At 44.9% G+C, this 14,403-nt stretch carries 10 protein-coding genes and 2 tRNA genes; 4 read left to right on the top strand and 8 right to left on the bottom strand.

Annotation, left to right across the window (positions count from 1 at the left end; all coding sequences use genetic code 11):
• The coding region (locus tag ISR87_10290; protein ID MBL7025833.1) for a cold-shock protein at positions 1-172 on the bottom strand (172 nt) is incomplete at its 3' end.
• Positions 173-456: 284 nt separating this feature from the next.
• On the opposite strand from ISR87_10290, the gene ISR87_10285 reads away from it, so the two are divergent.
• Positions 457-1,503 carry an LD-carboxypeptidase gene (locus ISR87_10285; GenBank protein MBL7025832.1) on the top strand — a complete coding sequence of 349 codons (1,047 nt, stop codon included), beginning with the start codon at positions 457-459 and terminating at the stop codon, positions 1,501-1,503.
• Between the two features lie 53 nt (positions 1,504-1,556).
• On the opposite strand, the gene ISR87_10280 is transcribed toward ISR87_10285, so the two are convergent.
• From ISR87_10280 to ISR87_10260, 5 genes are all read right to left on the bottom strand, one after another.
• The gene (locus ISR87_10280) at positions 1,557-3,224 is read right to left on the bottom strand and encodes a D-aminoacylase (GenBank protein MBL7025831.1); all 1,668 of its coding nucleotides are present in this window, start codon (positions 3,222-3,224) and stop codon (positions 1,557-1,559) included.
• A gap of 7 nt (positions 3,225-3,231) precedes the next feature.
• A complete protein-coding gene (locus ISR87_10275; protein ID MBL7025830.1) occupies positions 3,232-5,004 on the bottom strand; it encodes a glycoside hydrolase family 9 protein in 1,773 nt (590 codons plus the stop codon).
• A gap of 313 nt (positions 5,005-5,317) precedes the next feature.
• Positions 5,318-5,391 (bottom strand) — tRNA-Met (locus ISR87_10270).
• Between the two features lie 160 nt (positions 5,392-5,551).
• A complete protein-coding gene (locus ISR87_10265; protein MBL7025829.1) occupies positions 5,552-6,943 on the bottom strand; it encodes a 1-acyl-sn-glycerol-3-phosphate acyltransferase in 1,392 nt (463 codons plus the stop codon).
• A 1-nt stretch (position 6,944) separates the two neighbouring features.
• Positions 6,945-8,189 (bottom strand): MFS transporter, encoded by a 1,245-nt coding sequence (locus ISR87_10260; protein MBL7025828.1) that lies wholly within the window; start codon positions 8,187-8,189, stop codon positions 6,945-6,947.
• 178 nt (positions 8,190-8,367) lie between these two features.
• Here ISR87_10260 and ISR87_10255 point away from each other — a divergent pair, with 178 nt between their 5' ends.
• Complete coding sequence (locus tag ISR87_10255) at positions 8,368-9,894, top strand: NapC/NirT family cytochrome c (GenBank protein MBL7025827.1); 1,527 nt, start codon at positions 8,368-8,370, stop codon at positions 9,892-9,894.
• Here ISR87_10255 and ISR87_10250 read toward each other — a convergent pair.
• Together ISR87_10250 and ISR87_10245 are read right to left on the bottom strand one after the other, a co-directional pair.
• Positions 9,891-11,291 carry a HAMP domain-containing histidine kinase gene (locus ISR87_10250; GenBank protein MBL7025826.1) on the bottom strand — a complete coding sequence of 467 codons (1,401 nt, stop codon included), beginning with the start codon at positions 11,289-11,291 and terminating at the stop codon, positions 9,891-9,893. The genes ISR87_10255 and ISR87_10250 overlap by 4 nt on opposite strands.
• A complete protein-coding gene (locus ISR87_10245) occupies positions 11,281-11,958 on the bottom strand; it encodes a response regulator transcription factor (GenBank protein MBL7025825.1) in 678 nt (225 codons plus the stop codon). The genes ISR87_10250 and ISR87_10245 overlap by 11 nt, the downstream gene beginning before the upstream one ends.
• A gap of 549 nt (positions 11,959-12,507) precedes the next feature.
• Between ISR87_10245 and ISR87_10240 the strand changes: the two genes are divergently transcribed.
• A tRNA-Met gene (locus ISR87_10240) sits at positions 12,508-12,581 on the top strand.
• Positions 12,582-13,337: 756 nt separating this feature from the next.
• On the top strand, positions 13,338-14,357 hold the full coding sequence (locus tag ISR87_10235) for a LacI family DNA-binding transcriptional regulator (protein ID MBL7025824.1): 1,020 nt from the start codon (positions 13,338-13,340) through the stop codon (positions 14,355-14,357).
• The last annotated feature ends 46 nt before the right edge of the window (positions 14,358-14,403 follow it).

Genomic DNA, 14,403 nt, shown 5'->3' with positions numbered 1-14,403 from the left:
CCTGTGTAACATTCAAAGTAACGTTTTGTCCTTCTTTCAATGATACGTGTCCTGAACCGTTGATTGCGCGATAATGCACAAATACGTCTGGACCATCTTCCTGCTGAATAAAACCGTAGCCTTTTGAATCGTTAAACCATTTGACTACGCCGTTGACTAGTTGATCAGTCATTTGTACCTCTTTCTTAAACTTACCGCCCGCAGGCAGCTTTTTTTTAGCCAGGCTTTTTTACATACATCTGCAAAAAGCATTTCCGTCCTCATGGACATTTCTGGCCGTCGCAGGGAATATGAACAACAAAAATTGAAAGTAAACAACAATTTATAATTTTTATTTCAACTATTTTTGAGAGGGGACGCATAACAGTTGGATGGGAACACCGCCCATTTATTTTGGATTCGACACAAAAATCATCAATTATTTTGTTTCTTAAGTTGTGAATTTGGAGAGGTGATATGGATATCAATCGTCGTGAATTATTACAATTATTGGCATATGGTGGCTTAGGATTGACAACAGTTCGGTCTGATACTGTTTTGGCAGATGTCCGGGCTCAGGCGATAAGGCCTCCTCGACTCAAACCTGGTGATGTGGTGGGCCTGGTAAGTCCGGCAGGAATTACTCGCAGTAAAGACAAATTACGGATAATTGAAGAAACCCTGGGAGCACTTGATCTGAAGCTACATGTGGATGAGCATGCCATGGATCGGTGGGGGTATTTGGCCGGCCAGGATGAAATTCGTGCAGAATCTATAAACAAAATGTACAGAGATCCTGATGTGGATGCGATTCTCACTTTTATCGGGGGATGGGGTTGTGCAAGGTTATTGCCATATCTTGATTATGCCATGATTCAAAAGCATCCAAAAATAATCATGGGCTTTAGCGATGTGACAGCACTCCTCCTGGCCATCTATGCCAAAACAGGTGGGGTGACCTTCCATGGTCCCTCCGGCCGATCAGGGTGGAATACCTTTACTGTGGATTATGTAAAACGGCTTCTATTTGATGCTGAGGCCATCACCTATATAAACCCTGATGATAAAGGTGACAATCTGACACAGGTGGAGGATCGCATTCAAACCATTACACCAGGAAAGACTCGTGGTCCGCTGGTGGGTGGAAACCTGACTGTGCTTACTGCCCTCATGGGTTCTGAATACCTACCGGATTGGAAGGGTCATATTTTATTTCTTGAGGATGTTGGTGAGGGCATTTATCGGATTGATAGAATGATGACCCAGCTCAAACTGGCAGGGGTGCTCAATCAAATTGCAGGATTTGTTTTTGGAAAATGTACGGACTGCGATGCAGATAGCGGATATAGCTCATTTACATTGGAGGAAGTGCTGGAGGATCACATTAAACCCTTGGGTATCCCGGCCTACCAGGGAGCCATGATAGGGCATATCGCCAATAAATTCACCATTCCAATTGGTGCAAACGCTGAACTGGATGCTGATCAAGGGACCATACAACTCCTGGAGGCGGCTGTAGTTTAGCACCTTTACCTTCCAGTCCCTTCAGCACCGCTTGAGCCAGAAACCAGTTTGGATCATACTTGTTTGCGAAGGATCTGACCTGCCCGTACACCAGTATGCTCGCCATCTTTAATGGTTAACACCCCATTCACGATCACAGATTCAATGCCCACTGGATACTGATGAGGATCTGCGAAGGTGGCTTTGTCCAGCACGGTGGCCGGGTCAAAAACCACAAGATCGGCCTGCTTGCCCACCTCTATAGACCCACGATCCTTTATACCAAGTGCCTGGGCTGGCATGGAGGTCATTTTTTTTATTGCAGTCGAAAGGGAGAGCACCCCTTCATTTCGGGCATATTTGCCAAGTACCCGGGGAAATGTTCCATAGTAGCGGGGATGCGGTTTACCAGTGGCCAGTTTGCCATAGGGAGCTGCTGCAGTTCCATCAGATCCCACCATGACAAAGTCCGCTGAGAGGACTTTATGGAGATTCTGTTCATCCATTGCAAAGCCGACTACACTCACCTTATTTCTCGAATTTATCAGTAGCTCACGAGCAAACTCGAAGGGCTCCAACCCTCGCTCTTTGGCACCATCCAAAATAGTCAACCCCTCACAGGATTTGTCCGGATCGTGGGAGCAACTGCTGACCATGACTCTTTCCCAGCCTCCGATACGTAGGGCGCGACCATTGGAATACTCCTCGATGCGCTTCATTGTTTCTGGGTCGTTCAGGCGTGCTAATACCTCGTCTGGATCACCCTGGCGCGCCCAGAGAGGCAGAAATGCGGATAGGCCGGTACCCCAGGCATCATAAGGATACCTGTCAGCCAGTACAGGCTGGTTTCGACGAGCGGAGTCGATCATCTCAAGCATGTGATCCACTTTATGCCAGTTATTCTTGTTACAGGCCTTTAAATGAGAGATCTGGGTGAATACCCCGGCTTCCCGGCCGATCTTCAGGGCTTCTTCAATGGCTTCTTCCACGGTGTCATCTTCATTTCGCATATGGGTGGCATACATGGCATCGTATCTAGCCAGTACAGATGAAAGTTCTGTGAGTTCCTGCGTATCTGCATAGCTGCCTGGTGCATATTCCAGCCCTGTGGATAGACCAAAACTACCCTGCTCCACGCTTTCGATGAGGAGCCTCTGCATAGCAATCATGTGTTCTGCAGTTGCTGGCGTGTCATGTCGGCCAACTACGGCGGCGCGAATGTCACCCTGACCGGTGAGCGTGGCATAGTTCAGGGAGGTTCCATTTTGTTCAATGGCCTTGAAGAACCCATCCAGATCTGTCCAACTGGGCTCGATTCCGTATTCGTCCCTCAATTCAGCATGAAATTCGGCAGCGCGTTCTCGCGTGAAGGGGAAGGGGGAAGAACCACAGTTTCCGCTCACTTCCGTGGTAACGCCCTGATGAATCTTGCTTTCACCATTTCCATTTACCAGCAACTCAGTATCAGTATGGGTATGAATATCGATGAATCCTGGACTAATCACCCTGTTTGAGGCGTCAATGATCTGTCCAGCGGCAGCCCCGGAAAGATCTCCAAGTGCTGATATCTTACCATCCAGAACGCCTAGATCCAATTTTTGTCCCGGACCTCCCAGACCATCCATCAATAATCCATTGCGGATGATTAAATCAAAATTTCTACTTCCGCTGCAGCCCAAAACCAGACCCATACTTCCCAGTGTGCTCATCTTAACAAAATCTCTTCGTTTAATTGGTTTCATTGAAATTTCACTCCGCTATAGTTGAATGCAGAGCAAGGAAAAACAGGGCTTCTGCAGTACCATCAAGTGTAGGTTCATTGGTAGAATAATCCCAGATATCATCGTGGAAAACAACCAGGTCTGATTGAAAATCTGCCAGCTCATCTGGTTTCGAAAGTTTGATCCCCTTGAGCAGTTTAAAGATATTCCCATAGACAGGTCCATCATTTAAACCGCCGTTAATGGGCTCATCCCAAACCAGCGTTGCAGCGGCATGGGGGTAAAGCGGTGTAACCCCACCGGATGCCGGAACACCGACTATCTGACTGACTCCCCAGGGATTTCTGCCCATGATCCAATCGCGATGATTTGACATAAGGGAATGGTAGGTCATGTCTCCACTCATACGCTCATATAAAAGCACCTGATTTACAAAGGCAGATGCCAGATTATTGGAGCACCAGATAAAGGGCGTACCAGTTCCGTATACAAAATCTTCCGCTCTCTCTGCTACAGCATCAATGCCAGATTTATAATAGTTGATCAGGGTATCCTGGAAGACTGGTTCAACCACTTTAGATAGGGCATAATGACCCATATTCATGAAAGGATAGAATTCATAATGCCTGGATGTATCAGCACCCATCCAGGGGTCAGGTCCTGCCAGGCGTGCATATTTTTTTGCAGCAGCCAGATATTTTGGATCTTTGGTGGCTTTGAATAGCTCGGCTGCACCCCATTCCATGTCATCGATCCAGGTGACCTCATGATAGCGATAGGGAGCCCGATTTGGGGTGCCTTCCTGACAACCTGGTTGTTTTTTACCCATTTCATACACCTCAATACCCGCCTGGAGACATTCATTGGCGAAATTTGGGTCTTTCACGACATCCCTCCAAATCTGGAAGGCCATACCCATGGCCGCGGCATAGCGACCTGCGAGATTAGCAATACCTGTGGAGGTGTTCTGATATTTACCCAGACCCTGTGGCTCACCTGTGGCATAATAGGCCGTGCGGTAGCTGCCTGGTCCCCAACTGTAGTCTGCTGAATCAAGAAAGGGCAGTTTGAAGCCGATATGATCCCGGTCGTCAGCGACTTGGTGGAACAATTGATCGGATTGGGGGTGCATGCGGTGCATCCACTCCAGACCCCAGCGTGCTTCATCCAGAATATCGGGGGTCCCATTGGATCCAGTTTGCCCCAGCGAGTTGTATTTATCTCCGAAAATTTCTGGGTTTTCGTGATAAGCGAGGAGCAAGCGGCAGACTGTATTTCCAGAGGTCATGAGATAGCGGAGATGATCGCCGGCATCATGCCAGCCACCTGAAACATCTACGTAGGTACCGTCGGGCATGGGGCCATAGGCTGATTTTCCATCTTTTTTGTGACAGACTTCATCATAGAAGGGGTTGTACCCACAGCGCTGTTGACGGATGTAATCCAGAGTGACTTCGTGAGCTTTATTGTAGATGTCATTGCCGATGTTAAAGGGGAGGGATTCAATATTGGTTCCCTTGATCTTGATACGATAACGACCGGGTTTTTGAAAATCGCTGAAATCCAGGATATAATGATGATCAAACTGACCATAGGAGCCCTGATTCTCTTGAAGGGGACGGGATCGCATGGCCGTGTGACCATTGCCATCCTTCACCAGTAGAAATTTTTTGCCTTCCAGGGAGTGTTTGGAAAAAAGTATGCCCTGTTTGGTATCCTGCTCCAGAAAGCCAATCTGATTAACTCGTAGATAGGTATTATCCAGTTTCTCCCGGGCATGAGCAAGGCTTGCCAGGATCATGCAGACGAGTGTGAACCAGCTCCAGAAATGTTTAGAATGCATCTTCATCCCCAAGACAATGATTGTACCATAAATAATTGTGGGTAAGCTAATAATTATACAGGAATATTCATCAGCTATCCTGTGGGATTGGCTGAGCGACATCCCTCCGGGATTCCCTCGCATTCCTCCTCAAACTTGCCGTCCATCTTCGCTTTCAGCTACGCCGTGGCAAGCAGGCAACTTTACTTCGGATCGAACCATTAGGCATTGACTCCAATCTCCAGACATACAAAAAAAGGCCACCCTATTCGAGTGACCTTTTTTTTATTTGTAGCGGGAGTAGGATTCGAACCTACGACCTTTGGGTTATGAGCCCAACGAGCTACCAGACTGCTCCATCCCGCGATGTTTACCGGTCCTAGCTATTATAGCTATGCTCCGGTGAGAGCGGGGTGAATATAATCGGGGCAACAAGGTCTGTCAAGCCCCGGGAGAATTATTTTAAATGAGTTTGGAACGGATCGTGAATGGTGGCGTTATTATGATACAATCTGCTTATATGCAATCAGGCTTCATCGTCATCCACACCGACATTGGAGCCTGATTCTTCTTCCAGCCGATTCATATACTCCGCCTTCGCTTCATCAATTCCTTCAATTAAAGCCATTCGCTCCTGAATGATTTCATACATCAAGGTCTTGCGCTTTAAGAACAAGGTGAAAATGCGAATATGTTGACGGTATCTCTGCATAGTATCATGATAGTACCGTGCAAAAAGACCAGCAGGTAATAGACTGAGAATATACAATGTGGTTAGTAGTCCAGACCCTGTGAGGTACCAGACACCTATGGTTTGAAATGTATAAAACAAGGCGAAGATCACAAAACCTGATAGCATTTTTATCGTAGATAAATATTCAAGTGACGTTCCAAGAACTTTTACAAGTTGGGCTGGTATTCTATAGGCCAGAAAGTTGTTCACGATACCCCAGATGTATATGGGAAATCCAGTGATCACACCCAGAAGTCCCAATGCTCTTTTAGTAATGGTTCTGTGCCCCTGAGCTGTAGACAACAACTCGTCTCGCAGCTCTAGACCTTCTACTTTTGCAAGATATCGAGTCATACGACGATCCATTTGGTGGAATAATTCTGGATGTTCTACATAATACCAGTTGATGGCATCTGCCATTCCACGGGTCATGGAGAAGTCATGCTGCTTTAAATCATCATCCAGCCCCAGATCTATGGCAAGCTCCATTTTATAAATCAGTTTGAGATTCTTCAACATGCCTGCTGTTTCTGAATTATCAACTGAAGTCGTAAGCTTGGCCAGAGCATCACGAATCTGATTGGTCACCTCATAAACCGCTTCGTATTCATCCTTTTTATAAAGATCCTGGTACTCGCGGAGGTCAATGGGTCTTCCAAATCGGCAATGTACATCACTAAAAAATTCCGTTGCAGATGAGTAATTAATCCCCGCTGGAACGATTTGAACCCCTAGTTCAAAGGCATTCCTGACCTCTGCTCCCAGACCAATTCGAGCCGTACCAGTCTTAATTTCATGCAACGTGCCATCCATCTGGCTAATGCCCTCAGGCATGATGACCAAAGCATTCCCAGCTTCAAGGGACTGGTAACATCTCTCAAAAACCTGGGCATTTTTGCCCATCTCTTTTTCAGCATCAATTTTCCGATAAACCGGTAATACATGGACAGATTTAAAAAAGACTTTTGCTAGCTTCGAGTTAAACAGAGTGCTTTTTCCGAGGAAGTGGGGATTGCGACCACAGAGTAGGGCCACCAACAGGGGATCCATCATGGTGTTAGGATGATTGGCAGCCAGAATGACGGGTCCATTTGTAGGGACACGTTCTTTATGCTCTACATGAATGCGTCTGTAGAAAACAGTCACCATGAAATATGAGAGGTATTTAAGAAAATGGTAAAGCATATCAGCTTTCTGTGAGCGCCTCGCCACGTTTTACTGGAATCATTAATAGAAGTGCAATCACCAAGGTAATCGACCCATAGATGAAACCCACACCATAGTTGTTATTAAAGATTTCTATAATTTGGCCGGCCATGATTGGACCAGCTATGGCTGAGGATTGGGAAGAGAGATAATACAACCCTGTGTAGGTTCCCAATCGATCCTGAGGAGCCATATCCACTACCATAGGGAGTGAGTTGACCAGTATGAGTGACCAGGTGACTCCGGTGAGGGGAAGCATAACCTTGATCATTGATAGAGATTGAATTGAGTAACCCCAAAAAAGCAGGATGGCAAAGCCAACAATACCCACCATGATGATTATTTTTCTTCCAAATTTAGCACCGAGGTATCCACTCAATGGCGAAAAGAGGACGATGGGGAGTGAGAAAAAAGCCAGGAGTCCAGTAGCAACCCCACTATCCACACCGAACCGATTTACAGCAAAAGAGGTAAAGAAAACTTCCAGTGCCCCATACCCAAGAAACCAGAAGAAAATTGCCAGGAGTAAAAACAAGGCAGATCTGTCTTTGTCAACCAATACCGTCTTGAAGCTGTCCAAAAGTCCAGGTTCTTCCTCTGAAGGCTCCGGGACCTCTGGTTCTTTAACAAAATAAAGTACAACAGCAGCACCGATGAGCATGATAATTCCACCAAAATAGAAAGGGGCTCCAACTGATACCTTGAACAGAACACCACCCACTACAAAAGCCAGAACTGCACCAACACCACCCATGAGGTTTATAATGCCATTTGCCTGGGAGCGTTTGGGAGAGGGCGTGATGTCCGGCATGAGAGATATTACAGGTGTTCTGAATACATCCATGAAAAAGAGGGTGATAAAGATGGCAATCATGAAGGGGATCAGGGAAACGTTCAGCATGATGGGGATTCCAATGAAACCTATAAATGCAAGCGGTGCTCCCATGGCTATAAAAGGTTTTCGCCTACCCATTTTAGTTCTAATTCTATCCGACCAGGCACCGATAAATGGGAGGATAAAGAGTGCGGCTATGTTATCCAGTGTCATGACAAAACCGGTTGCTGTAGCACTCATCCCAAAACCAGTTACACCAGACGTGGTGGAAAAGCCCTCTCTACCAGCCTGAAGGAAGATGGGGACATAGGCATTGTAGATTCCCCACAGGATAGTTGTACCCATAAATCCAAACCCAAGAAGCAATAATCGTCCATAGCTGAATTTCATCTTAAGCCCTTCCTTTAATTGATCTAATAGTAGAGATTTAAAATAAGGTATGTTTGGGAAATTTCAACAGGGATGACCACTTCGATAATTAATAATATTTAATGCTAAGACTAGCAATTGCTTACACAGTCAGGTTAATTAACTTTCATCCTCAATAATCTGTATTACGGAGAACTACATGGGTTTTATTGGACGATATTTGATGTTTATACAATTGCTATTCTTGAATTGGATTGGCAAAATTGGAACCATTCTGGCGAGTACTGCTTTCATTTCTTTTTTCATCCTTGAGGGCTTGTCCCTGGTGGGTGTTTTCAGAAGTACTTATACTGGGATTGTTACCTACTTTATCATTCCCATCATTTTCGTAATTGGATTGGTTCTCTTGCCTTTTGCCTGGCGGAAACAAAAAAAGGAAACCGGAACAACACTTCACAATGTATTCATAGACAAACTTGAGGGTGGAGGAATAGACGCACAAAATTTTTGGGAGAAGGTGGTGCCAGTTGTCGGTATATTGACAATTATAAATGTCCTATTTATTGTCGCTGCAGGCTCGAGTGCCATGCATTACATGGATGAATCAGAATTTTGCGGTACTGCCTGTCACACCATCATGGGTCCCGAATGGCAAGTATACTCGGTTTCCCCTCATTCAAAAGTTCCCTGTGTGGATTGTCATATTGGCGAGGGGTTACAGGCATTGGCAGCCGCTAAAGTTAACGGTGCATGGCAGGCAGTATCAGCCATGTTCGACTTGTATGATAAACCTATTGGAACCCCCATTCACAATTTGCGTCCAGCTACCGAAACCTGTGGTAAATGCCACTGGCCTGAAAAGCACTATGGCTCAAAGTTGGTTAAGATTGAGCGATATCGGGATGATGAGGCCAATACCAAGCAGTACACCACTCTCAATCTAAAAGTTGATGCAGCCAACGGGGTAGGGTCAGGAATCCATTGGCACATTGCCGAGAATAATAAAGTTCGCTATAGCTCTGTTGATGATATGCGTGAGGATATGATCTGGGTTGAGGTTATGCAGCGAGATGGCAGTTTTAAGAGATATACCAATAAACATCTGGCTGATTCCACTTCTGAGGATTCTGAACCCCGTGTTATGGATTGTGTTGATTGTCATAACCGTGCCACCCATATCTATGAACAGCCTGATGCAGCTCTAGATCATGCCATGGCCAGGGGTGATATTGATCCTGAAATTCCCTATATGAAGCGCGAAGCCATGGCCGCAATAACTACCTCATATAATGATAAAGACTCTGCTCTGGCTGATATTGGAGATAGACTTACTTCTTATTATGAGCTGGAATACCCAGATAAAGATTTCCTATCTCTACCAAAATCAATAGAAGCAGTAAAAGCCATTTACGATCGCAACATTCATCCTGCCATGAAGATTGATTGGGGGACCTATCCTAATCACCTTGGTCACCGTGTGGAATTTGGATGTTTCTCCTGCCATAATTTTATGCAGCATGAGCAAAGCGATGGTTGTTTCAGATGTCATAACCGACACCTGGTAGATGAAGCAGGCGTGGGTATTTCTGATGAATGTACACTCTGTCATTCTATTCTGGCACTTGGTGAAGAAAATCCACTGCAATATTTATTGGATCAGGAATTCAGATCCTTTGAGGAACACAAAAATACCTACTTCAGGGAAGAGTATTTAAAAAACTTTTAGTCTCTGAAAGTATGGGGTAGGGTGATGGATGCTCGAATTCCATGAGGAGCGATGTTCTCCAGGTTGAGATTCCCGCCCAATAGTTTTGTTGCCCATGTAGAAATGGATAAGCCCAAACCACTGCCAGTCATTGCTTGATGGACATTTGATTCTCCCCGAACAAATGGTTCAAGAATTTTGGCAAGTTCCACCTCAGCTATTCCAGGACCGGTATCACATACATGAATGGAAACACCAGAATCATCTGAGGTAGTCGAAATGGATATGGTTGTATTGTCAGGCGAGTAGAGTACTGCATTTCTAACCAGATTATCAAAGACGAGCTGCAGAAGATAGATATCGGTATAGACCTTGGCGGATTCAACTTTTGAAAAATCAAAATGCATGTTCTTGTTACGAAAGATACGTTGAATTCGACCAGATTCATCACTGATGAAATCCTGGAGCCATATGTCTGATGGCAAGAGTTTGTAAGGTCGTTGCGAGTTGCTAATAACCAGCAAATTCTCAATGAGGGTCTGCATTCTATCCACTTCTTCACCCAACAGATCCAGTGAATACTGGTTGTTTGGATCAATATTTTTTTGAAGAAGTGATATCTCAGAATGCATAATAGCCAGGGGTGTTTTCAACTCGTGGGAAACATTGGCTGCGAAAAGCTCCAGGGTTTCCATGGATTGACCTGCTTTGCGCAAGAGGTGATTCAGCGTCTTGGTGAGATCGCCGATTTCATCATTGCTCTCAATATCTGGGAGAGCACTGATCTCAGATTGTTCAGCCAATACTTCAGCGCTCTTGGCCAGCTGCTTTACGGGCCTCAAGGCTAACTTCACAAAAAGAAAGCTGAGGAATATGAAGAGTAAAATAGCGATGCTACCCGTGATGAAAACAATTTTATTCTTATAGTCCTTAAAATCATCGAGATAATCGAAGGGAATGGTAATGATGAGCCATCCAAGGTGTTGCTTGTGTATATGTACAGGTGTGGTCAAACGTCTTGACGGTTCCCCAAAAAAGAAAACGGTCTCCATGGTTTCCTGTGGGGGGAGTTTTCCACCATGGTAAAGTCGTCGACCCTCCAGATTGCCTGAAAGCATGAGGGTATGTCCGCTGCCATTCAGGAACTGAACAAAGAAGGGAATTTCATCCTCCAGTGTACCGGAGTGCTCAAAATTACTGTGTAAATCATGGAATGAAATTCGACCATTCTGGACGCTAATCGTGGATTGGAAATTATCAGATTGCATATGTAAAAAGCGATCAAGATTCATATTTAAAACTTGATTTAGCAGGATAGACAGGATGAAGGTAAAAAGAAATAATATTCCTGCCAGGCTGGCTGCCTGGGCAAAAATGATCTTGAATCTTATGGAAAGGTTGGGTAGCCTAAGCTTCATTTTCGATGTAATAACCTTCACCCCGCTTGGTGTAAATCAGCTTCATGGAACTGAGTCGATCGAGTTTGGTTCGCAGCATCCGGATATACACTTCCAGGGTGTTGGTTTTGGGATCAAAATCGTATCCCCATATCTCCTGGAGGAAGGTTTTCCTTGATATCACATCACCAGGATGTTGAAAGAGTAAATTTAGTATTGCAGATTCTTTTTGCGAAAGTTCAGTGGATTGACCATCGAAGAAGACAAAGTGCTTGGTTGCATCGAAGGTAAATCCTTTGGATGTGAAGATGGAGATGGGGGGTTGGTGACTGCGCCGTATAAGACTGGCCAGACGGATTAGCAATTCTTCCGAATGAAAGGGCTTGGTGAGATAGTCATCGGCACCCACTTCAAAACCTTTTATACGATGATGTATTGCGGATTGTGCTGTCAAAAATAAGATTGGTGTTTTATCACCCTGTTGTCGGAGACGCTCACAAATCTCAACACCGGTAATTTCAGGGAGTAGCCAATCCAGGATAATCGCGTCAAATGCATCTGCAGTGATAATATCCCAGGCAGTTTTGCCATCATGGGCAGCGGTGACAGAATAATTATTCTCCGTTAAGAGGCTGCGAAGATGCTGGGCTAACCGCTTTTCATCTTCAACTAGTAGAATTTTCATCATAAGAACTTAACTTTCATCTTGGGAGAAAACATTATTATCAATTGCAGAAGCGAATCGATTACAAAAAGCGTTATAGATATGGGTTGTCTTCATAACAAATGGGTCGGATTTGCAGCTATCAGATCAAATGTCGGGATGGATTCAAAGCAGTGTCGAAGTTGCAACATTTCTTCCCCCAAACTTTAGGGAGATAAAATAATTGTGATAGGGGTAGCTATTGGCAAATAATTGGAATCTGAAACTATATTAATAAATGAAAAAGCATTCATCTTCAGAAAAAACTGAACTGGCCGCGGAGCAATCATAGAAAACGAAAATTCACAGTAATGCCTGGTTTATTCACTTGCTCACAGGGAGTGAAAATTCTATTTTTGCCGGCCTTCGTGGGACTGAGCCCCACTTCGGCAGGCAGGCGCGCCAGAAGAGATTTTGAAAGAGGGCAGGGTCCGACTTCGTCTGAACGACTACGTCGCGACTGGTAGCAATCAGAAGGGGTAGTTTATCCGTAATTTGACTCCTTTTCCCACGTGAGTGGGTAGTGATTGAAATGGCAGGGTAGCTCAGTTGGTTAGAGCACCGGCTTCATAAGCCGGGTGTCGGCGGTTCAAATCCGCCCCCTGCTACAAGGTAAAAAGGTCTTCCGGATGGAGGACCTTTTTACTTTGTGGGGCGTGATGCGGAACCGCCCTAGTGAGTGAAACGAACGCCGGTTCATCCGGAGATGCTTTGCCAGCGGCAAAGTATCGGAGGAAGGCGAGGGCAACGCCCGCAGCCAAATCCGCCCCTCCGTCTACGCTCATTGATGAGCTACGACGGGACAGGCTGCTACAAAGTAAAAAGGTCGTCCCATAGGGGGACTCTTTTGTTTGTTGGGGCATGGTCAGTCATCGCCTCTTTTCGAGGCTACGCCACGACGAATACAGAACCACCATCGGTTCAACCAGACTATAAGGTATTGATGTAGAAGGATTGAAGGGTTTATTCTGAATTCATCGGCTTTGATGCCGTAAAATTCCTGAGATCCCCATACAAAAAAAAATGAACTCATGATGTAACGGATTACATTACGTTCAAAAGGGATATAAGTATAATAATATCAATGATCATATTCATGCATTATTGAGTCTTGTGCTGGTTAATTAAGGCAGTACTCTTCCTTTTATGTACGAAGCTCGTATAATTAAAGAATTACTGGTAAATGACAGACCAACCACTTCAGAAGGGACATATTTACTTAAGTATATGATATACTTACGTATATATGACTAAATCCTGATAAAAATTAAGGGCTTGACAAATACTTACACCTGAATATATTTAAATGTAATCGCTTACATATCTTGAATACGGAGACTATTAGTCCCACATATGGTGATCAAATGACAACTATAAGTGATGTAGCCAATAAAGCAAAAGTGTCCACTGCTACCGTATCACGCGTCTTGAATAATTCTGACAAAGTCAGACCATTAACACGAGATCGGGTGAATGCAGTTATTCAAGAGTTGAACTTTGTTCCCAATGTAAATGCTTTGGGCTTGCAGCGAAAAAAAACAAAAACAGTTGGTCTCATATTTCCAGATGCCAGTGCATACTATTTCGCAGAGATCATCCAGGGGATCAATCGTCACCTCTCCCAAAACGAGCACCAGATTCTAATATCTAGTGCCCATGATGAAGAAGAAGAGGTCAAAATTATCAATGGGTTTGTCAGGGGGGGGCGTATTGATGGTCTCATCATGATGATGCCCTCAGCTAATGGAAATAATGGGCTCAGAATCCCTTCAACTTATAAAATACCAGAGGTTTTCATCTCCTGTGATATCAATGCTCCCCGAGCTACAACCATCTTACTGGACAACTATAACGCTGCAAGAGAAATGATACAACACTTGTCCAAACTAGGGCACAAGCGTATCGCTTTTATTCATGGGGGTGAGCATAACTATGATGCCCGTGAACGTTATCGAGGTTATGTCGATGGCAGGAAAATATACCAGGCTGACGATGACGTGAATCTGGAAGTTATGGGGAACTTCACAGAATCCTCAGGATTTCAGGCGACCCTGGAACTAATGAAACGTAATCCGAAACCCACAGCTATTTTTGCAGCAAATGATGCCATGGCCATTGGGGCTATTGAGGCTGCCAGGGCTTTGAAGCTCAAGGTGCCTTCAGATTTAGCCATAGTCGGTTTTGATGATATTTCATCCGCAGCCTACATGGATCCGGCACTAACCACAGTACATGTACCGTTGCGCCGCCTCGGACATCTGGCTGCAGAAGCAATGCTGAAGAATTTGAAAACCGATTCACTCGAAAGAACCACAGAAAAAATCATTATTCCACTGCAACATATCATACGCAGATCTTGTGGCAGTGAACAAACAGCTATTTAAAAATGTTTTACAGAATCCTTGTTCCCTGGGAATCGAGCAAATTTGA

It is taken from the genome of Candidatus Neomarinimicrobiota bacterium (assembly GCA_016784545.1).
Classification (GTDB): Bacteria; Fidelibacterota; UBA8477; order UBA8477; family JABMPR01; genus JABMPR01.
The sequence above is the reverse complement of the archived record's forward strand: the minus strand, read 5'-3'. Positions and strand labels throughout refer to the sequence as shown.